Origin of the sequence: Delftia sp. WY8 (assembly GCF_018437695.1) — a bacterium.
Classification (GTDB): Bacteria; Pseudomonadota; Gammaproteobacteria; order Burkholderiales; family Burkholderiaceae_C; genus Comamonas; species Comamonas tsuruhatensis.
Map to the genome: position 1 here is coordinate 2,644,242 of NZ_CP049795.1, position 21,176 is coordinate 2,665,417.

Genomic DNA, 21,176 nt, shown 5'->3' on the forward strand with positions numbered 1-21,176 from the left:
CCCATGTTGGAGTGAAGCCGTTCAGGCCAGCGCTGCGTCCGTGTCCATCAGGGACTTGCTGCCCGCGCGGGCCGTGCGCATCAGCGTCGCGGTCTCGGGGAACAGCTTGGCGAAGTAGAAACGCGCGGTCTGCAGCTTGGCCTGGTAGAACGGGTCGGTGTTGCCCTTGGCGATTGCACGCAGCGCCACCTGGGCCATGCGGGCGAAGAAGTAGCCGAACACCAGGTGGCCCGCCACACGCAGGTAGTCCACAGAGGCGGCACCCACCTCGTCGGGGTTTTGCATGCCCTTGAAGCCGATCTCGGTGGTGAACTTGGTCATCTGGTCGCCCAGGTAGGCGATGGGATTGATGAACTCGGCCATCTTCTCGTTGACGCCCTCTTCCTCCACCAGTTGCGCCACCAGCTTGCCGAACTTCTTGAGCGATGCGCCCTGGTTGCCCAGCACCTTGCGGCCCAGCAGGTCCAGCGCCTGGATGCCGTTCGTGCCTTCATAGATCATGTTGATGCGCGCATCGCGCACGAACTGCTCCATGCCCCATTCGGTGATGAAGCCATGGCCGCCATAGACCTGCTGGCTCATGGTGGTGGCCGTCCAGCCGTTGTCGGTGATGAAGGCCTTGACGATGGGGGTCAGCAGCGCCACCAGCTCGGCGCTGTCCTTGCGCACCTTTTCGTCTGGGTGGTTGAACTCCTTGTCGATCAGGAAGGCGCAGTAGGTCACCAGCGCGCGGCCGCCTTCGGCATAGGCCTTGGCCGTCAGCAGCATGCGGCGCACGTCGGGGTGGACGATGATGGGGTCGGCCGGCTTGTCCTTGGCCTTGGTGCCCGACAGGCTGCGCATCTGCAGGCGGTCCTTGGCATAGGCCAGGGCATTCTGGTAGGCCACCTCGGTCAGGCCCAGCGACTGGTTGCCCACGCCCAGGCGGGCGGCATTCATCATCACGAACATGGCCTGCAGACCCTTGTTCGGCTGGCCCACCAGGGTGCCGATGGCGCCGTCGATATTGATCTGAGCCGTGGCATTGCCATGGATGCCCATCTTGTGCTCCAGCGCACCGCAGAAGATGGGGTTGCGCTCGCCCAGCGAGCCATCGGCCTTGACCACGAACTTGGGCACCACGAACAGGCTGATGCCCTTGGAGCCCGGGGGCGCATCGGGCAGGCGGGCCAGCACCAGGTGGACGATGTTGTCGGTGAAGTCGTGCTCGCCAGCGCTGATGAAGATCTTGTTGCCGGTGATTTTGTAGGTGCCCTCGGGCGCGCCGGCCACGGGCTCGGCCTTGGTGCGCAGCAGTCCCAGGTCGGTGCCGCAATGGGGCTCGGTCAGGCACATGGTGCCGGTCCACTCGCCGCTGGTCAGCTTGGGCAGGTACAGCTTCTTTTGCTCTTCCGTGCCATGCACATGCAGGGCCTCGTAGGCGCCGTGCGACAGCCCGGGGTACATGGTCCAGGCCTGGTTGGCGCTGTTGAGCATCTCGTACAGCGCCGAGTTCACCGCAAAGGGCAGGCCCTGGCCGCCATAGGCCGTGTCGCAGGACAGCGAAGGCCAGCCGCCTTCCACGTACTTCTGGTAGGCCTCCTTGAAGCCCTTGGGCGTGGTGACCTCGTGGGTTTCCTTGTTCAGCACGCAGCCCTCGGCATCGCCGCTGATGTTCAGCGGAAACGTCACATTGGCCGCGAACTTGCCCGCCTCTTCCAGCACGGCGTTGATGGTGTCGGCATCGACCTCGGCATGCGCCGTCATCTGCCGGTAGTCATCCGTGACCTTGAACACCTCGTGCATGAGGAATTGCATGTCGCGCAGGGGCGGGTTGTAGCTGGGCATTTGTCTTCTCCTGTGTTGGCGGGGTTTGCAGTGGATGCGGTGAAAACGGTGAAACTGAAAAATCAGGTCGGGCTGGCGTAGCGCGCCAGAATGCTCTCGAAGCCGTCGATGGCGCGCTGCATGGAGCCTTCGTTGCGCAGGAAGCGCGCCTCGTAATGCAGGGCCAGGATCAGGCCGTGGATCTCGAACAGCAGCTGGTTCTCGTCCAGGTCGGCACGCAGGTCGCCGCATTCGCGGCACTGCACGATGGTGCGGCGCATGGCTGCGTGCCAGGTCTGGACCGAGGCCGTCAGCGCATCGCGCACCGGCCCCGTGCGGTCATCGAACTCCACGGCGCCGCTGATATAGATGCAGCCCGAGTCCAGCTCGATCGAAGTGCGCTTCATCCAGTTGTCGAACAGCGCGCGCAGACGCGCCACGCCGCGCGGCGCCTGAAGCGCCGGGAAGAACACTTCCTGCTCGAAACGGTCGTGGTATTCATGCACCACGGAAATCTGCAGCTCCTCGCGCGAGCCAAAATGCGCGAACACGCCCGACTTGCTCATGCCCGTCAGCTCGGCCAGAGCGCCGATAGACAGGCCCTCAAGGCCAATGTGCGTGGCCAGGTTGAGGGCAGCCTCCACAATGGTGGCCTTGGTCTGCTGACCCTTGTGCAGCGCGCGGCGCGGCGCCGGTGCGGCAGCTTCGTGCACGGAAGAGCCGGCCTTGGGATCGGCATTGGAGTTGGCCGGAGAGCGGGCGGTGCGGCGTGGGGCGGAAACGCTGGACATGCGAAATTCTTGTTAAAACGAACGTTCGTGCTATTTTGCATGGAAAGCTTGTCGCGGCGAAGACATGCGGGGGAAAACACCTAGCAACCCGAAGCCCCCTCCACCGCGTGCCCATGAAAAAAGCCACCGGCACAAGCGGGTGGCTTTGCTGCAGAGCGGACCCTGGGGTCCGCTGGGCCATGTTCAGACCATCAAGGCCAGGCTGGCTTCCAGATGCTCGGTCGGCAGGCGGCGGAAACCCGAGCGCGCGTAGCGCTGCAGGCGGCCCAGCGCGAACGATGTCAGCACGCTGGCGGCCACCTGTGCATCGACCGTCGGGGCGGAGGAGCCCAGCGCACCGGCGGCGGGGCGCAGGCACTGGCGCAACGTGGATTCGATGCGGTCGAAGAACTGGTTCATGCGGGCCTGCAGACGCTCGTGCTCGAAGACGATGGCATCGCCCACCATGACGCGCACCATGCCGGGGTTGCGCTCGCCGAACTGCAGCACCAGCGAGATCACGCGGCTGGCCTGGCGCATGCCATCCACTGCGGGCCGCTCTTCCTCCGGCACATCCCGCCCGACGATCTGCTGCACCAGCGTGAAGACGGATTGCTCGATGAACTCGATCAGTCCTTCGAACATCTGGGCCTTGCTGGCGAAGTGGCGGTACAGGGCCGCCTCGCTGACGCCCAGGTGAGCGGCCAGCGCTGCCGTGGTGATGCGTTCTGCGCCGGGCTTTTCCAGCATGGCCGCAAGCGCCTGCAGGATCTGCTCGCGCCGCTCCCCGGGTTTGGGGCGTTTGCGCGCAGGCGTGGGGGCGGAAGCGGAGGCGGCTTCGTCGGAAACGACATCAGCGCCAGGAGCGGATAAAGGCGACAGGACTTCAGACTCGGACATAAGCAGATCAACTATTTGTAAGTAATTCTCTCACAGCCCTCGGCGGCAACTCCGCACAAAGCTGTCCCCATGAGCGCAACCGTCAGGATCGCGTCCCTGTTGGCTGCGCTGCTACTGTTTCCGAGAGCACGGCCGGCATTTGCAATGGAAGCTCCAAGCGTACCAGCAGGCCCTTGCCCTGCGCGCCGGCGCCAAAGGCCAGAGTGCCCTGGTGCAACAGGGCGATTTCATCGGCAATCGCCAATCCCAGCCCCGTTCCATCGCCGGACGCACCCTGGGCGCGGTAAAAGCGCTGCGTGATCTGCGAGCGCTCGGCCTCGGGCACGCCGGGGCCATCGTCCTCGATCTCCAGGAAGGCCCACCCTGGCGGCTCATCCGCAGACTGCCCCGCGCCATGGTACATGCCGCAGCGCAGCGTGACGCTGCCGCCGGGCGGCGTGTACTTGATGGCGTTGTCCACGAGATTGGATACCAGTTCGCGCAGCAGCCAGCTGTGGCCCCAGACACTGGCCAGAGCAACGTCAAGGCCGAAGTCCAGCCCCTTGGCGCTGGCCTGGTCGAAGAACATTTCCAGCATGCTTTCGCACAGGTCCTTGAGGTCCACCTGCTGCAGCGGCTGGACTTCGGCATTGCGGGCGTCGGCACGTGACAGCGCCAGCAGCTGGCGTGCCAGCTGCGAGGTGCGCCGCGTGGCGTCGCGCAATTGCTCGATCTGCGTCACGCTGAGCACCACCTGGGCCTCGGTGCCCTTGCGCCTCGCCTCGGCCTGGGCAGCCTGCGCGCTCAGCGCCCAGGCCTCGACCTGGGCCTGCAAGGCCGCCAGAGGCGTGCGCAATTGATGGGCGGCATCGGCCACAAAGCGCCGCTGGCCTTCGGCCTGGGCGTTGACCAGTGCAAACAATCGGTTGAGCGAGCGCACCAGCGGGCGGACCTCGGCGGGCGAGCTGTGCTCAGAGATGGGACTGAGGTCGCGCGGCGAGCGCCGCTCCACAGCCTGGGTCAGGGTCAGCAGCGGCCGGAAGGCCCGGCTGACCGACCAGTAGATGGCAATGCCAGCGCCCGCGATCAGCAGCACGCTGGGCAGCAGCACATGCAGCAGCAACTGGCGCACCCATTGCTGGCGTACGTCGCCACCGTCGGCCAGCACGAGCACCATTTCACCGGCGCCATAGGTTTCGGCGCGCATGACGGCCACGCGGTAGGTCAGGCCGTCATGCTCCTGGCTGTGGAACTCGGCCAGCGGCGTGGAAGGCACATCGAAGCGGATCCAGGTGTCGCCGGCAACGACATGGCCCTGCAGGTCGCCCACGGCATATCCGACGTCGTTGCCGCGCTGGCGCAAGACTTCCTCGATGGCGGGCGTCAGCGCGACCAGCGGCGGCGTTCCCTCGGCAATCGACGGTGCCAGCACGGAGTCGGCCAGCGCGGGCAGCAGGCGCAAAAGGCGCTGGTCATGCTGGGTGGAGGCCTCGTCTGCCGAGCGGTAGCCGAACCAGCCGCCCATCAGCGCCAGCAGCGTCAGCGGCACCACCAGCAGCACCAGCAGGCGAAGTCGCAGATTGGCTGTCATGGGCGGTCAGCGCCTGGGGCCATGCGCCATGTCCGCATCAGGCAACGGTATGCGAGAGTTCCAGCCGATAGCCGAAGCCCCGGATGGAGCGTAGGGCCACGCCGTGCGGCTCCAGCTTGCTGCGCAGGCGAGAGACATAGACCTCGACCGCATTGGGCGTGATCTCTCGGTCCCAGCCCGTGAGCGCCTGCAGCAGCTTGTCCTTGCTGGCCGGCTTGGGCGCGTGGATCAGCAGGTATTCCAGCACGGTCCATTCGCGCGGGCCCAGGTCGATGGGCAGCAGCTTTCCCTCGCTCTCATCGTCTTGCGCAGGCTGGCGCGCGCCGGCGCGGCGGCCTGCCGTGTCCAGCTCGATGGGACCGAAGCTGAGGACGGCCGATGTGGCTGCCTGTGATCGGCGCAGCAGCGCGCGCAGCCGGGCCAGCAGTTCAGGAAGCTCGAAGGGCTTGACCATGTAGTCGTCGGCGCCCTGGTCCAGGCCCTGCACGCGGTCCTGCAGCGCATCGCGCGCCGTCAGAATCAGCACGGGCATGGCCGAGCTCTCCACCGCGCTGCTGCGCAGGCGGCGCGTGAGCTCCAGCCCGTCGATACCGGGCAGGCCGATGTCGATCACGGCCAGGTCGAAGGCTTCCTGGGCCAGCACCTCCAGGGCGCGCTCGGCACTGCCGACCCAGTCCACGGCATACCCCGCATCGGACAGCCCCAGCTTGATGCCACTGGCCACCATCACATCGTCTTCCACAAGAAGCAAACGCATATCAAACCTAAAAAACAAAAGCCGCCCAAAGGCGGCTTGCAGCAGACCGGCCCAGGCCGTCAGACCACGCCCGGGCCATGCGCGATGGTAACGCGAACCGCAAAGTCCGCGCCATCGGGCCTCAATGGCTGCGGATCATGGTGCCGTAGGCCTGGTCGGTCAGGATTTCCAGCAGCATGGCATGCGGCACGCGGCCATCGATGATGTGCACGGCGTTGACGCCGGCCTTGGCGGCATCCAGGGCGCCGCTGATCTTGGGCAGCATGCCGCCCGAGATGGTGCCGTCAGCGAACAGGGCGTCGATCTCGCGCGCCGTGAGGTCGGTCAGCAGGCTGCCGGCCTTGTCCAGCACGCCGGGGGTGTTGGTCAGCAGCACCAGCTTTTCGGCCTGCAGCACCGTGGCCAGCTTGCTGGCGACCACGTCGGCGTTGATGTTGTAGCTCTCGTTTTCCTCGCCAAAGCCGATGGGGCTGATCACGGGGATGAAGGCGTCATCCTGCAGCGCGCGCACCACGCTGGGGTCGATGGAGACGATGTCGCCCACCTGGCCCACGTCGTACTCGATGTTCGGATCCTTGTTGTCGACCATCTTGAGCTTGCGTGCGCGGATCAGGCCGCCATCGCGCCCTGTCAGGCCCACGGCCTTGCCACCGGCCTGGTGGATCAGGCCCACGATGTCCTGCTGCACCTCGCCGGCCAGCACCCATTCCACGACTTCCATGGTCTCCGCGTCGGTCACGCGCATGCCCTGGATGAACTCGCCCTTCTTGCCCAGGCGGTTCAGGGCCGTCTCGATCTGCGGCCCGCCGCCATGCACCACCACCGGATTCATGCCCACCAACTTCAGCAGCACCACGTCTTCCGCGAAGTCGGCCTGCAGGGCCGGATCGGTCATGGCGTTGCCGCCATACTTGATGACCATGGTCTTGCCATGGAACTTGCGGATGTAGGGCAGGGCCTGGGCGAGGATTTCGGCCTTGTCGCGGGGGGCAATCGAGAGGATATCGTTCATGGTGCTAGCCCGGGGGCGTGGAAGTAGTCAACAACAAGGCGGGCATTGTGCCGCAACTGCGCGGCAGTGTTGCATGCCCGGATGACGGAACGCCCATGGCGCCCGGTCATCATCCATTGTTCTGCATCCAGCCCGGCAGCTTGAAGCGCACGATGGCCAGATAGGCCACCACGTAGCTGACCACGAACAGCAGGCAGAACCCCACCAGGACCGGTGTATTGCTCCAGAACAGCAGCGCAGGCACCACGGTCAGCAGCGTGAAGGCCCACAGATAGGGGGAGGTCCGGTTATTGCGGCGAAGCATGCGCCGGGCCAGATCATCGTCGAACACGCCGCGCACGATGCGCCGGTAGATCAACTGGTGGAAATGCAGGGCATCCGCCATGCCCGGCGACATGCCGCGCATCAGCTTGCGGTAGATGGAGAACACCGTCTCCCAGACCGGATAGATCAGCAGCAGCATGGGAAACCATGGAGAGACTGCGGAATTGCGCTGCACCAGGGCGATGCTGGCCAGGGCAATCGCCAGGCCCCAGACATAGGCTCCGCCATCGCCGGCAAACATCATGCCGCGCGGGTAGTTCCAGACCAGGAAGCCGCAGGTGGCGGCGGCCAGAGTCACCAGCATAGCGGCCAGCGTGCGGTCGCCCACCTGCAAGGCCACATGGGCCAGCGCCAGGCAGATGATGGTGGCCACCATGCCAGCCAGCCCGTTGTATCCGTCGATGATATTGAAGGCGTGGGGCAGGCCTGTCAGCGCCAGCACCGCCAGGCCCATGCCCAGCCAGGGCATGGCAGGACCCAGCGCCTGTTCCAGCCAGGGCCAGCCGAGCCGGGGCACAGTGAGGCCGCACAGCAAAACAGCCAGCACGGCGCTCAGCAGGGTCAGCAGCAGCCGGTAGCGCACGCTCAGGCGCTGCGAGACATCCTCGATGACGCCGCCGGCCACGGCCGGCAGCATGGCAGCCAGGCATACGACGACCCACAGCTGCATGCGCAGCGACGAAGGATCTCCGCGCATGCTCAGCCAGGTGCCGACTCCCCAGGAGACAGCCAGCCCGAGGTACATGGGCACACCCCCCAGCCGGGGCACCTCGCCCATGTGGAAACGCTGAGGCTTGTCGTATCCGTAGGAGGACGTTGCGGACCGCCGGGCCCAGCGCAGCAGCAGCGCACAGCCGATGAAGGAGACCATGAAGGCCAGTACCGACATCCAGATCACGATGGTTCTCCACGCAGGCTGCGCAGCGAGGGCGCTGCCTGCGGCAGGGCCCTGGCCTTGCGGTAGGCCGGGCGGCTCCACAGCCGCAGCAGGCTGGCCACGTGCCATGCGCCGTGGCGCAGGCTGCGCCGGCTCGCCCTCTGGCCCGCATGGACCACAGGCAAACCGCCGCGCCTGAGCTCTCCGCCCAGCACCCGCAGGCGAAGGCACAGATCCACATCCTCACAATACATATAGAAACCTTCGTCAAACCCACGCAGCCGCAGCCAGCTGTCCCTGCCCAGCACCAGACAGGCCGCATTCACCCATTCCACACGCCGCTCCACGCGCCCGCGCAGCTTGCGCCGCAGCAAATTCCACAGCGATGGCAGCTCCCGTTCGAAATCCTGCAGGGCTCCGTCTTCACCGATCTGCGGGGGATAGGCCAGGGCCAGTCCCGGACGGGCCACCAGCGCCAGAAGGTCTTGCAACGGCTCCTCCTGCTCGCTCCAGAACACATCGGGATTGATCACGCAGACAAACGGCTCCCGTGCGCTCGCCAGCGCCCGGTTGTGGTTGCAGCCGAACCCCAGAGGCTGCGCATTGCGCCGGATCTCCAGAGCAAAGGGCCAGCCGGCCACGGGCGCCTGGGGCTCCGCCTCGGGAATGTTGAGCGTCAACACCACACGGGACACCGGCGCAAGGCGCGCCGAGGCCAGGCACTCAAGCAGCCTCTGGATATGAGCGCCATGTCCGTGGCTCACCACCGACACGACCAACGATGAACCCATCAATGCCGCCCTTCAGATCTTCAAATTCCCGCACGGGAATCACGCGCCGCAGAAACGGCGGCACAGAGTATTCCGCCGACGGCCTTCGTCAAGCGTCAGCGGCCATGCCGTAGTGCAAAAAAATGCAACAGCCGCGCAATATGTCATTACCCGGCCATGCCATGCCGTCACTGCAGTGGCCGGGATTATGATGCGCGACAATCTGCCGCCCGGACTTCCGGGATTTTTTGCGCCCTGACGTGGGCGCAGCTTGCTGCCCGCTGCGGACTGGCCAAGGCCGTCTGGCGTGAATGAATACGGCCGCGGCACCTGCTCCCAGCGGAGAGATTGCCCGGCGCCCCATTTCCTATGACCACACCCATTCCCGATCCCCACGTCTACCTGCGCACCGTCGATCTGAACGAGCGCACGTCGCTGTCCGTGCTGGCCGGCCATGTCCGGGCCCAGGCGCACATACTGGATCTGGGTTGCGGCAGCGGTGCACTTGGAGCCTTTCTCGCCGAGCACAAGCAATGCGTCTGCGACGGCGTCACGCTGAGCCAGGAAGAGGCCCGCCATGCCGCGCCCTTCTACCGCCATGTCCATGTGGCCGACCTGGAGGATTGCGATCTGGACCAGCTCTTCGGCGATGCGCGCTATGACTACATCGTCTGCGCCGACGTGCTGGAGCACCTTCGCCAGCCCGAGCGCATCCTGGCTGCATGCCGCAAGCGGCTGACACCTGAAGGCCGTCTGCTGATCTCCGTACCCAATGCAGGCTACAGCGGCCTGGTGGCAGAACTGCTGCATGGCGAATTCCGCTACCGCGAGGAAGGCCTGCTGGACCGCACCCACCTGCGTTTTTTCACGCGGCGCTCGCTGTCGCGCTTTATGGCCGAGCAAGGCTGGCAGGTGGACGACATCGACACCATCGAACGGGCGCTCCCCGAATCCGAATTCCGCGTCGCCTACGACAGCCTGCCCCCTGCCGTTGCCCGCCACCTGCTGGCCACGCCCGATGCACTGGCCTATCAGTTCATCGCCAGTGCCGCCCCGGTGGCCCAGGCACAGGCCATCGAGCCGCCGGTGAACTATCCACAGGCACATGCCCTATTCACGGCACAGCTCTACATGGCACGCGCTGGCCGCTATGACGAAGAAAGCAAGCTCTCCACCACGGGCATCATTGGCCAGGCACGCCAGACACTGCGCTTTGCGCTGCCCGACCACAACACTTCACTGAGCCATCTGCGTCTGGACCTGGCCGACCGGCCGGGCTTCATACACCTGCATCGGCTGGCCTTGCTCAATGCGCAAGGCGCCGTCGTCTGGCAATGGCTGCCCGAGGATTCGGACGCTGCCCTGCTGGGGCAACGCCCGCATCATCAGCTCGTGTGGAATGGACTTCATCCGGCAGGCGCCTTCTCGCTGATGCTGCTTCTGACCGGCGATGACCCCTGGTTCGAACTGCCCATTCCCGCAGAAACCCTGGCTGCACTGCGTGGCGCCTCGCTGGAGATCGAGATGGGATGGCCCATGTCGGCCGACTATCTGGCGCTGGCGGGCGCCGTGCAACCGCTTGAACGGCAGATCGCGCAGGAGCGCAGCCGGGCCAATGATCTGCAGGATCAGTGGCACACACAGCGCATGCGGCTTGAGCAGCAGCACGCGCAGGATGTCCAGCAATTGGAAGAGCGAAGCGCTGCGATCCATAGGCTGCAGCACCGCAACGCCCTCCTGGAAGACAGCCACCAGTCGCAGAGCAAGGAGCGCGCCATCTGGCAGCAAGAGGCCACCCGCGTGCAGCGGGACTTCGCGCGCCTGGAGCAGCACCTGCGCGATATCGAGAACTCCACCGTCTTCCGGGCCACGCGCCCTCTCGTCCACGCCAAGATGCGCATTGACCGCCTGCTGGGCCGCACGCCCGTGCCTGCCCCTGTCCTCCACACACCCGTGCCCCAGCCGATGCCGCAGCAACCCGTCGATGTGATCGTGCCCGTGTACCGCGGCCTGGACGACACGCGCAACTGCATCGAATCCGTTCTGGCCAGCCCCTGCCGCACGCACTGGCAACTCGTGGTCATCAACGATGCCAGCCCGGAGCCCGAAGTCACGGCCTGGCTGCGCGAGAAGGCTGCGCAGGAGCCCCGCATCACTTTGCTGGAGAACGAGGAGAACCTCGGCTTCGTCGGCACCGTCAACCGCGGCATGGCGCTGAACACCGCCCATGACGTGCTGCTGCTCAACAGCGACACCGTGGTTGCCAATGACTGGCTGGACCGCATCCGCCAGGCTGCCTACGGCGATGCACGCATCGCCTCCGTCACGCCGTTTTCCAACAACGCCACCATCTGCAGCTACCCGCGCTTTTGCGAGGGCAACGACCTGCCGCCCGGCATGGACACGGCCGCCATCGACGCACTGTGCGCGCGCACCAACCCCGGCCAGGTGGTGGAGGTGCCGACCGGCGTGGGCTTTTGCATGTACATCCGCCGCGACAGCCTGAACGCCGTCGGCCTGTTCGACACCGAGCACTTCGGCAAGGGCTATGGCGAGGAAAACGACTTCTGCCAGCGTGCCGCAGCCGCTGGCTGGCGCAACCTGCATCTGCTGGACACCTTCGTGCTGCACACAGGCGGCGTGAGCTTCGGAGAAAGCAAGAGCCCTCGTGAACGTGCCGCCATGGAAACCCTGCGCAGGCTGCATCCGCGCTACGAAGCCGATGTCATGGCCTTCGTCCAGGCCGACCCTGCGCGCACGGCACGCCTGGCGCTGGATGTGGCACGCCTGCAGGCCGAGGCAGCGCAGCAGCCCGTGGTGCTGGCCGTGCTCCACGATCGGGCGGGCGGCACCGTGCGCCATGTCCGCGAACTGGCGCAGTTCCTGCAAGGCAAGGCACTGTTCCTCATGCTGTCCCCAGCCGCAGGTGGCGTCGTGGTCCTGCGCCGTGCCGAGGAGAAGGAAGCCTTCGAGCTCGCCTTTCGCATCAACGACCAGATGGAGGAGCTGGTGCAGGCCCTGCGCCAGCTGGGCGTGGTGCACGTGCACTACCAGCATCTCCTGGGCCACAGCGAAGCCATCCTGGACCTGCCCGCACGCCTGGGAACGGCCCATGACTTCACGGCCCATGATTTCTACACCTACTGCAAGAATATCTCGCTGACCGGCATCGACAACCGCTACATCGAGCCGCCCCGCGCGGGCGAATGCGGCTGCTGCGAACCAACGGACACATCCCCCTATGCCGGCACCGTGGCCCAGTGGCGCCACCGCAATGCGCTGCTGCTGAACAACGCGCGCCATGTGCTGGCCCCCAGCCAGGACACAGCCAGCCGGATCGCCGGCTTCGTGCCCGGGGCACGCGTCCAGGCCGTTGCCCACACCGACATGCCGGCACAGTTGCCAACCCCAACGGCACGCACATTGGCCGCCACGGCCCCACTCAAGATTGTCGTGCTGGGAGCCATGAGTGCCATCAAGGGGGCCGACGTGCTTGAAGCCGTGGCCATCGAAGCCGCCAAACGCGGAGCTCCTGTGGAATTCCATCTGCTCGGCTATGGCTACCGCAGCCTGCAGACCCAGCCACGCGCACGCCTGACGGTGCATGGTGGCTACAAGGAAGATGAACTGCCTGCGCTGCTGGATTGGCTGCAGCCCGACCTGGCCTGGTTCCCCGCCCAATGGCCGGAGACCTACAGCTACACCCTGAGCGCCTGCCTGGCCGCCGGGCTGCCGATCGTCGCGCCCGACATAGGGGCCTTCCCCGAAAGGCTGGCAGGCCGCGACTGGTCCTGGGTCATGCCCTGGGACGCCAGCAACGCCCAATGGCTGGACTTCTTCGCGCAAATACGCGAACGCCACTTCATTGAAGGACAGCTGCCGCAGCAACCGGCCGCAACAGGGAGTGCCGCCGCCCAGCCGGGAGCGGCTTTCTATGGCGACGGTTATCTCCAGGGGCTGCAGCCGCGCGATCAGGCCCTGCTCCAGCCACTGGATGCGGCCTTCCTGGCCACACATCGCCTGCAACGCCAGGACCATGCTGCAAGATCGGGGGCCTTGATCCTGCTGGCCCACCTGCGCTCGCTACCCATCCTGCGCGGCGTGGCCAGGCGCATTCCCGCGCACTGGCAACGACGGGTCAAGAATTGGCTGCAGGCCTAGGCGCCGCCCCTCCAATGGCAGGCCAGCGTTTCAACCAACGCTTGGCCGCCTGAATGCAGGGGCGTTCCACACAATGCCAGGACAGCAGGGCCAACGCCAGAATCAGCCCCAGAGACAACAGCAAGCTGACCCACAGCGGCCACACCCTGCGCAGACACAGTTCAACGACGGCTTGCTGCACAGGGAAAGCGTAGATGTATACGCCATAGGACAAATCTGCACGCCAACGGCTGCCAGCCTTCGGATTGCCCACGAAGGCCACATAGAACGTCCCGCAGGCAATCAGGGCCCAGACGGCAACCTGCCGCCAAAGCGCAGCGTCAGTCAGCAATGCGCATACGATGGCGCCCAATGCAATGGCAGCCATCCATGCACGGGGACGGACGCGGTAGGCTGCCATCGTGCTGCCCAGAAAAAACGGCACGCCAAAGCCACAGAAATCCCGCCATCTGAACAACTCGGCCACCGTACCACCTGTGGCTGCCAAGGCTTCATCCCACCCTCCGCTGCGGGCAAGCTGCCAAGCAATCGCCAGCAGGAAAGCCGACAGGGGGTAAATCCAGCGGCGTCCTCTGGCAAACCATGCCAGCGACGCCAGCAGCAGGTACATGAAAAGCTCGTAGCGTATGGTCCACAGTGAGCCATTGACCGCGCGCGCGAACGGGTTTGACTCGAACACACCTGGAAGGGTCTGGACGGTCGCCAAGCCCATCACATTGTTCAGGAAGTTGATCCAGGTTCCTCGCGCAGCCCAGTATTCAGTGGACGGCATCGTGGTGACGGCCCAGCCCAGCACAAAAACCGAAAACGCGACAGCTACCGCCAGACCTGGGAAGATGCGCATCAAGCGCTTCAGCCAAAAGGCGCGCCACATGGGTGCCCGCATCCAACTCTCGCAAACCAGATAGCCGCTGATAAAGAAGAACACATAAACCGCCAACGACCCCAGGCTATGGCCCGGAAATGGCACGGGCAGATGGAGTCGATACAGGAAATCTCCGTGCGCCGCGAAGACGGCCAGAGCCGCCGCAAGGCGCAGTAGATCAAAGCGGTTGCCGATGCTTTGGGAATTCTCCATGCAACACTAACCCCCTGCCAAACTCAAAAACGATGCGCCAGACGTTTGAAACGCAAGGCGGGAGCCTCTACCAGATGCCAGGAGGCATAACCGGCAACCAACGCCAGCATGAGCGCGGCCAGAAGGCTCCAGGCAAACGGCAAGTGTGGCCACATCGCCTGCACTGCCTGCTGTATCGGGCATCCCAATACATAGATGCCATATGAAGGGTCTCCTGCCCGGTGCAGCCAGGAAAAGACAGGGGCGCGCAAAGATCCAAGATAGACCAGAAGCGGGGGAAGCAGCAGCAGCCCCGCCGTATGCTGAAGCTTCAACCCGAAGAACAGCACGGCAGACAACGGCAGCAGTACCAGCACCATCACACCGCCGTGCTCAGCAAACCGCTGTTGCCACAAGGCAAGCAGGCTGCCGAAGGCAAAGTAGGCAGGATACTCAAACCAATGCCGCATTGACCCTGTCAGGTCCGCATTTCTCATTGCCAAAAAGAAGGCCAGATAGGCCAGAAGCACGGTACATGCCAATGGCCTCCAGCGGAAAACCCCCAGGGCGCCAGCACCCACAAGGACGGCGTAGCACAACAGCTCCAAGGGAATCGTCCATAAGGGGCCATTCATCAGTCCTGCCAGTGGATTTGCAGGGAACACGCCAGGCATCACGACATAGGCTTTGACCAGCAAGAGATTGCGCCAATGCGCCAGCGTTTCCGGATGAATCAGGAATTCGCCCAGTGGCAACGACGTGAAGATGGGACCGAACAGAAATACGCTCAACAAGACGGCGACAAGCATGCCTGGCCAAAGTCGCAGCAGCCTTTTGAAAACGAATGCCAGAACCCGGGGATCGCGCAACCAGCTCAATGTGACAAGAAAGCCGCTGATGCTGAAAAAGGTCATCACGGCCACTCCGCCCACCATGTCTGCGTGCAGCCACCCGGGAGGCTTGGTGCCCGTGATGTGGAAGTGATGGCTGAATACCACGGCAGACGCTGCAGCCATGCGCAACACATCGAAGCCATTGTGATGCGCAGGCCGCGCCGTGAGGCCAGGAGCACTCATAGCGAGCTCAGCTCTTGCCCAACAAAAGCAAAATCTCGTTGTTGCGCAGCCACTCCTCAGGGTAGCGCCCCGCAAGCGCCTCGGGAATGGCCATGTCCACCTGGCGCCGCTCCTCACGCAACACCTCAAAGCCGGCCTGACGAGCGATATCGACCAGTTCGTCTGCCGTCAACCGGTTCAGCGCCTGGTACTCCTTGAAGACAAAGCGCTTGTAGCCATCGACACCGAAATCGGCAAAGCCGAAGTCCACCTCGGCGGCGTCCAGCGGACCTTCATGCTTTTCGATGATGCTCCACAACTCCTCCTCCGACGCCAGCAAGTGGTGCCAGGGCACATCGTCGTAGCGGCGCAGGTGCGAGCCCCAGGGAGAATGAAACAAGGGCTCGATCTGCAGGAAGAACACGCCTCCCGGGCGCAGGCAAGCATGCAGGTCGGACAGGATCGGCAGCACCTTGTCGCGCTGCACATGCTCGAAGGTGGACCAGCTGAGCAATCCGTCATAGTTCGCATGACGGCCGGCCAATGGCGAATTCGGCACGATGGTCTCGAAGCTCAGCGCAGCGGGAATGCGCGACATGCCCAACTGCTCGCGTGCAATGCGGGGCAGCTTGGCGTATTCCTGACGGATATCGATGCCATGGATGGAGGTTGCGCCATGGCGCAGCACCAAAGCCAGATCGGTGATGCCATCGCCGCAACCGAAATTCAGCAACCTGGCCTTGGACAAATCCAATGACTGTCCGAGCCAGTCATGGGCCAGATCCGCTGCATAGTTGAAATGCGCACGAAACCACTCATCGGTGATCTTGCCGGCGTCCCATGGCGCCAGGCCCAACAGTCGTTCCTGCAAACGCAGCATCCAACTCATGCAATCGTCCTCTCTATTCTGTCTACAACCCTGTCAACACGCTCACAGCCGCTGAAGCACATAGGCATCCTGGTGGTTCCAGAAATGCACAAGTGATCGATGGCGCAGCGCATCGGTGCCCCAGGTCTCGGCAATACGGTCCAGGACGAATTGCTCGGAAGTGAACGCCGTTCCATACTCATTGGCATCGATGGCATGCGACTCGCTGGACGGGGCAAAGAAAAATCCCTCGTCATCCAGCTTCACGCTGTCGAAATCTGCGGCCTTCATGCCGTGCGTGCTGAAAACCAGCAACCCGCCAGGAGCCACCGCATCGCGCAACACCTGCAGCCAGCGCGTCCAGGTCGAGCGCGGCAGATGGCTGAACAGCGAGAGCACGAACACCAGTTCGTACTGCTGCGGCCAGCGTACCTGCTCCGGCACGCTGGCCGACGCAAAGCCCTTCACGCCGAAGGTCTGCTGCGAAAAATCCACAGCATCGACCACGATGTCCGAGACCGTGACCCGTTCCGCCCCCAGCGCCTTGACCAGGTGCCGCGTAAAGCGGCCGTGACCACTCGCGAACTCCAGGACGCTGGCCGTGCGCAGCAAAGGCTTGTCCACGGCTTCCAGCAGCAGCATCAGCTCCGACAGCGTGCGCCAACCGTCGGCGAAGTAGTCGCGCAGGGGATTCAGGCTGGAAGGGTGGCCGCAGAAAAATCCGAAGATATCGTCCTGGGGCGAAATCCGGCACTCCAGCCCCATGATGTTGGAGAACGAGCCCACAAGGCCATGGGCCTCAATCAGTTCATGCGCCTGAAGCAGCGTATCGCGCTCGCTGCGGGCCCGCACCAGGACCTGGGCTGCTCCAGCCAAGTCTCCTTGAACCAAAAGCTGCTGCGCCTCAAGCAACAGTCGCTGTCCTTCACTGGTTATCGCGGGGGAAGAATTCGTTGTATTCATCGGTATATCAAAAATTGCGAGAGATCGGCTTTGCCGCCGACCTCAGCTCACCAGGCGCCTCAACCCGGGAATCGAAAAAAGAGTCAGCGAGGTCAGGGCAGACAAGGCAAACACCACCAGCGTCAGTACTGGCCAGTATCCGCCTGCCTGCGGCAGGCCATAGCCCCAGCGCGCCAGCATGTCGATCCAGAATGGGTGGATGGCATAGATGCCCAGGGTCGCCTTGCCCAAGTGGTTGACCCAGGCGGGCACGGCTTGGGGCGGCAGGCGCAATGCCAGCAAAAACACCGAGAAAGTCAGCAACATCGCAAAGGGGCTGCGGTTGCTGTAGAAAAGCACGAAGGCCCAATCCTTGAGCGCCGGATAGGCCACCGCCACGCCAACCGCCATGCCAGCAACGGCCAGCAAGACACCGGACACAAGCTGCCAGGTGGCAACGCGCACCGGACGCCGCAGCAGATAGTAGCCGCCCAGAAAATAGACCACAAACAAGGGTGCCAGACCGATGAAACTGGCATGTGATGTCTTTTGCAGCGTCTGAGCGATGGAGGCAAACCAGGTCATTCCTGCCGCCACCATCAAAAGGTGGCGCCAGCCTGGCCCCTCCCCCACACCCAGGACTGCGTAACGCATGGCCGGCATCATCAGATATAGGCCCAGCATCATGTACATGAACCACAGGTGGTACCAGGGGCTACCCAGCACGACATCCTGCACGATACCGGGCCAAGTGATGCCGCCCCACATCCATTCACGCCAAGTGAAATAGAACACCGACCAGAACAGCAGTGCAGGCAGCAGGCGGGACAATCGCTGGCCGACAAAACCCCAGGGATCACGCTCGGCGGGACGCGCAAGCAATACGGCGCCTCCGACCATCACGAACATCGAGCTGCCGAAACGCCCTGCCGCATCGCCGATATTGGCCACCCACCAGCCCAGGCTGTGCATGTCTACCTGAGAGACCCGCAGAACCGCCGTGTGCACCATGATCACGGCGAAGGATGCCAGCACCTTGAGCAGATTCAGGCGCGGATCGACACCTCTGCTCGCCTCGCCGGTGGATGAAGCGTGGTGCTGCAATTGTGTCGACTCCTGCGCCATCATTCAGCTCCAGTGGTGAGGAAGGCGTACCAGCCCAGGCAGCGGCTTTGGAAAGATGAAGCGCAAATGCAGGAACTGGAACCACTCGTCATAGACGGCCAAGCCTGTCTCGTCGAACAGGAAGGCACTGATCACATAATCACCGCTGTGCAGCGGCAGATCAGGAAAGGTCAGCACCGTCTGCCAGGTTCCATCCGCCAACTTGCGCGGGAACACACCATCTTCATGGGTTGCCAGCGAGGTGATTCCCACCCCCTTGGACTGTTCGATCATGAAGCCTATGTGCGGGCGTTCGTTGCCGCGCCCACGCGCCGTGATGGTCACGACCAGGTCCTGGCTCTGCAGCAGACCAGGCTGATCACCCACGGGCTCGGCCAGATCCTTTACATCCACAGAGAGGATGCAGGCCGTGCCGCTGTCGACGGCAGCTACAGGCCCAGATGACGGAGCCTCTGCTTCACACACCTTGGCATCCTCTCTACCTCCCAAGGTTTCGGATACAGCTGCACCGTTCAATGCCTGCTGCTCGCGCTCCTGGCGCTCCCGGGTGTGCATATCGTAGGCAGCAAGCACCTGCTCTGTATCACCGAACTGCGCCACCTGCCCTCCGCGCAGCCACAGCGCAGCATCGCAGAGATGGCGAATGTGATATGGACTGTGGGAGCAGAACAGGATGGTGCAGCCGCTGTTGCGGAACGCCATGATGCGCTCTATGCATTTCTTCTGGAAATGCTGGTCGCCCACAGCCAATGCCTCATCGATGATCAGCACATCCGGCTGCACCGCCGTCACCAGCGCAAATGCCAACCGAACGGTCATGCCTGACGAATAGGTCTTGACCGGTCGCTCCATCGCCTCACCCAGCTCGGCAAATGTAGCAATCTCAGGCTCCAGCTCGCGCATGCGTTCGGGACTGATACCAATCAGGCTGCCGCCGAAATACAGATTGTCCCGGCCGCTGAAATCAGGGTGGAAGCCCGCACCCAACTCAAGGATGGCCGTCACCCGGCCCACCCGCTCTATCGTCCCGCAACTCGGCTGCAAGGTGCCCGCCAGCAGCTTGAGTAGCGAACTCTTGCCTGCGCCGTTGTCGCCAATCACGCCAATGCACTGGCCGCGGCGCAGCTCGAACGATACATCGCGCAGCGCCCAATGGCTGCGGTGCGTGGCAGCGCCCGTCAGCAGCGCCTTGAAACGTGCACGCGGTGACGGATAGAGCTTGTATTCCTTGCCCAGGTCACGCACGCGCAGGACCAGATCTTCGGGCAGCTCGACATGCTTGGCGTTCATAGCCAGTCCACCAATTGATCGCGGCTACGCCGCACCAGGCCGTTGAGCAGTATGGCCAGCACCAACAGCCATGCGGCAATCGCCACCCACACGGAGATCTGAGGCCACAGCCCCTGAAGCAATACGTTCTGGTAACCCAGCACCAGCGCCGTCATGGGGTTGGCCCAGAGCACCCAGCGCCACCGCTCGGGGAACAAGGCCAAGGGAAACAGAATGGGCGACAGATAAATCCCCACCGACAAAAGGAAAGTCACCAGCTGGCCTACGTCACGCAGCGCCGCCGTCAAGATGGCCAGTGCATAGGCCAGCAGTGCGCACAGCAGCAATTGACCCAGCAACAGTGGTGCCAAGGCCAGCATTGATGCGTTCAATCCATGCTGCGGCAGATAGGCCAGAGCCACCAGCACGAGCAACGGCCCGAAGATCACGCTGCTGGCCAAGACGGCCCGCAGGGGGAACAGCACAGGCGGCAAAGGGTTCTTCTGCAGGATGCCGCCCGCCTCAATGAGACTGTTCATGCCGCGCGACGTGGCATCGCAGAACGCCATCCAGGGCAAGGCGCCCACGACCAGGAACGCACCTACGGCATGCGTGGGCGCGTTATCCCCCAGGCGCATGGAGAACACCACGTCAAAGACAAGATAGTAGGCTGCCACCGTGAGCAGCGGCTGCAGATAGGGCCAGAGCACGCCAGCGGCCGTGCCTGCATGGCGAGCCGCCACCTCGCGCCGGGTCATCACCCACAGCAGGCTGCGGGCCTGCCACAGCGCGCGGCATTCGCCGAGTAGAGAGTACATGCGTTGTAAAGCAAAAGCGCCGCGCCCCAGAAACGGTGGCGCAGCACTTCATTCATGCCAAACTTGCGATTTTCGCGCATTACACACGTGATGTGTCACTGCTACATGGGTAGCTTGCGCAAAGATTGTCAGTTTTTGCAGCCACGAACCAGTGCCCGCGGCTCCTTTGGCGCTTAGCGCTTGCTAACACCCGCGCTGTAGGCGCGGATTGCCTCGGCGTCGATCTTGCCCTTGCCCTGCAGCTTCTCGACTTCCGCATCGATCGCGGTTTGCACAGCCTTGTTGCGCACTTCGGTCAGCAGCTGCTCCCTCACTTCGGAATAGGGTTGCACGCCGGCCGGGCGACGAGCCTCGAGACGCAGGATATGGTAGCCGAACTGGGTCTTCACAGGTTCGCTGAGCGAGCCTGGAGTCTTGAGCGCAAAAGCCGCCTGATCGAATTCGGGCACCATCCGTCCACCCTCGAAGTAACCCAGATCACCACCCTTTGCAGCGCTACCCTTGTCAGCCGAATTCTCCTTGGCCAATTCAGCAAAGTCTGCACCCTTCTTGAGTCGGTCCAGCAGTTCCTCAGCCTTGCTCTTGGACTCAGGTGTGTCGCCCGCAATCAGGATGTGACGCACTTGGATCTGCTCCAGATGCTCGAAGCGCGTGCGATTGGCGTTGTACACATTGCGGGCCTGAGCCTCGGCCAGTTGGTCGGACAGCTTGTGCTTGGTCTGCATTTGCAGCAGCCAAGCATCTGACAGGACCTTGTCACGGGCCAACTGCAGCGCAGCGGATACATCCGCCTGTTTTTCCAGGCCTTGCCTTTGCGCCTCATCGGCCAAAGCACGGCGGATGTAAAGATTGGAAACAACTTGCTCGACCTTCTTGGGATCGGCCAGAAATTGGCTGCGCAGCGGCTCTGGCATGCGCTGGGCATCTGTATTTACATCGGCTGCCGTGATCTTGGACGGACCATCCATCAGGACCTTGGCATCGTCGGCCCAGGCCGAGGTGCACAACAGGCAACCAGTCACAAGGGCCAGACTCACCGAGGTGTGCGACAGGGAGGGAAAAACAGACTTGATCACTTGCATGGTTGGTGTGTTC

The 21,176-nt window shown here is 63.7% G+C and carries 17 protein-coding genes; 1 reads left to right on the forward strand and 16 read right to left on the reverse strand.

The annotated features are described in order from the left end of the window. Positions 1 to 21 precede the first annotated feature (21 nt). The 8 genes from G4D77_RS12235 to G4D77_RS12270 form a co-directional block, all read right to left on the reverse strand. Entirely contained in the window at positions 22 to 1,827 is a 1,806-nt protein-coding gene (locus G4D77_RS12235; RefSeq protein ID WP_154835771.1) for an acyl-CoA dehydrogenase C-terminal domain-containing protein, read from the reverse strand. Between the two features lie 62 nt (positions 1,828 to 1,889). Then, the gene (locus tag G4D77_RS12240; protein ID WP_047217715.1) at positions 1,890 to 2,597 is read right to left on the reverse strand and encodes a TetR/AcrR family transcriptional regulator; all 708 of its coding nucleotides are present in this window, start codon (positions 2,595 to 2,597) and stop codon (positions 1,890 to 1,892) included. Between the two features lie 183 nt (positions 2,598 to 2,780). Next, positions 2,781 to 3,476: a nucleoid occlusion factor SlmA gene (gene slmA / locus G4D77_RS12245; RefSeq protein WP_012203254.1), complete on the reverse strand. Its 696-nt coding sequence runs from the start codon at positions 3,474 to 3,476 to the stop codon at positions 2,781 to 2,783. A gap of 82 nt (positions 3,477 to 3,558) precedes the next feature. Further along, entirely contained in the window at positions 3,559 to 5,046 is a 1,488-nt protein-coding gene (locus G4D77_RS12250) for a sensor histidine kinase (RefSeq protein ID WP_046987370.1), read from the reverse strand. A gap of 37 nt (positions 5,047 to 5,083) precedes the next feature. Further along, the gene (locus G4D77_RS12255; RefSeq protein ID WP_016446445.1) at positions 5,084 to 5,803 is read right to left on the reverse strand and encodes a response regulator transcription factor; all 720 of its coding nucleotides are present in this window, start codon (positions 5,801 to 5,803) and stop codon (positions 5,084 to 5,086) included. A 121-nt stretch (positions 5,804 to 5,924) separates the two neighbouring features. Next, the gene (argB, locus tag G4D77_RS12260; RefSeq protein ID WP_012203251.1) at positions 5,925 to 6,815 is read right to left on the reverse strand and encodes an acetylglutamate kinase; all 891 of its coding nucleotides are present in this window, start codon (positions 6,813 to 6,815) and stop codon (positions 5,925 to 5,927) included. 109 nt (positions 6,816 to 6,924) lie between these two features. Then, positions 6,925 to 8,028, reverse strand: a complete 1,104-nt coding sequence (locus G4D77_RS12265; RefSeq protein WP_154836428.1) for a glycosyltransferase family 4 protein — start codon at positions 8,026 to 8,028, stop codon at positions 6,925 to 6,927. Positions 8,029 to 8,033: 5 nt separating this feature from the next. Continuing rightward, positions 8,034 to 8,807, reverse strand: a complete 774-nt coding sequence (locus G4D77_RS12270) for a glycosyltransferase family 2 protein (protein ID WP_016451815.1) — start codon at positions 8,805 to 8,807, stop codon at positions 8,034 to 8,036. Between the two features lie 348 nt (positions 8,808 to 9,155). On the opposite strand from G4D77_RS12270, the gene G4D77_RS12275 reads away from it, so the two are divergent. Continuing rightward, a complete protein-coding gene (locus G4D77_RS12275; protein WP_154835775.1) occupies positions 9,156 to 12,947 on the forward strand; it encodes a methyltransferase domain-containing protein in 3,792 nt (1,263 codons plus the stop codon). Here G4D77_RS12275 and G4D77_RS12280 read toward each other — a convergent pair. From G4D77_RS12280 to G4D77_RS12315, 8 genes are all read right to left on the reverse strand, one after another. After that, positions 12,925 to 14,025, reverse strand: a complete 1,101-nt coding sequence (locus G4D77_RS12280; RefSeq protein ID WP_154835777.1) for an acyltransferase family protein — start codon at positions 14,023 to 14,025, stop codon at positions 12,925 to 12,927. The genes G4D77_RS12275 and G4D77_RS12280 overlap by 23 nt on opposite strands. A gap of 23 nt (positions 14,026 to 14,048) precedes the next feature. Beyond that, positions 14,049 to 15,080, reverse strand: coding sequence for an acyltransferase family protein (locus tag G4D77_RS12285; protein WP_154835779.1), 1,032 nt, complete (start codon positions 15,078 to 15,080; stop codon positions 14,049 to 14,051). 7 nt (positions 15,081 to 15,087) lie between these two features. Beyond that, positions 15,088 to 15,948, reverse strand: a complete 861-nt coding sequence (locus G4D77_RS12290; protein ID WP_043789924.1) for a class I SAM-dependent methyltransferase — start codon at positions 15,946 to 15,948, stop codon at positions 15,088 to 15,090. A 42-nt stretch (positions 15,949 to 15,990) separates the two neighbouring features. Then, entirely contained in the window at positions 15,991 to 16,803 is an 813-nt protein-coding gene (locus G4D77_RS12295) for a class I SAM-dependent methyltransferase (RefSeq protein ID WP_227740847.1), read from the reverse strand. Between the two features lie 129 nt (positions 16,804 to 16,932). Beyond that, the gene (locus G4D77_RS12300; RefSeq protein ID WP_154835783.1) at positions 16,933 to 17,997 is read right to left on the reverse strand and encodes an acyltransferase; all 1,065 of its coding nucleotides are present in this window, start codon (positions 17,995 to 17,997) and stop codon (positions 16,933 to 16,935) included. Next, positions 17,998 to 19,284 (reverse strand): ABC transporter ATP-binding protein, encoded by a 1,287-nt coding sequence (locus G4D77_RS12305; RefSeq protein ID WP_154835785.1) that lies wholly within the window; start codon positions 19,282 to 19,284, stop codon positions 17,998 to 18,000. After that, positions 19,281 to 20,081, reverse strand: coding sequence for an ABC transporter permease (locus G4D77_RS12310; protein WP_154835787.1), 801 nt, complete (start codon positions 20,079 to 20,081; stop codon positions 19,281 to 19,283). Before G4D77_RS12310 ends, G4D77_RS12305 begins: the two co-directional genes overlap by 4 nt. A 173-nt stretch (positions 20,082 to 20,254) precedes the next feature. Continuing rightward, a complete protein-coding gene (locus G4D77_RS12315; protein WP_154835789.1) occupies positions 20,255 to 21,163 on the reverse strand; it encodes a peptidylprolyl isomerase in 909 nt (302 codons plus the stop codon). Positions 21,164 to 21,176 lie beyond the last annotated feature (13 nt).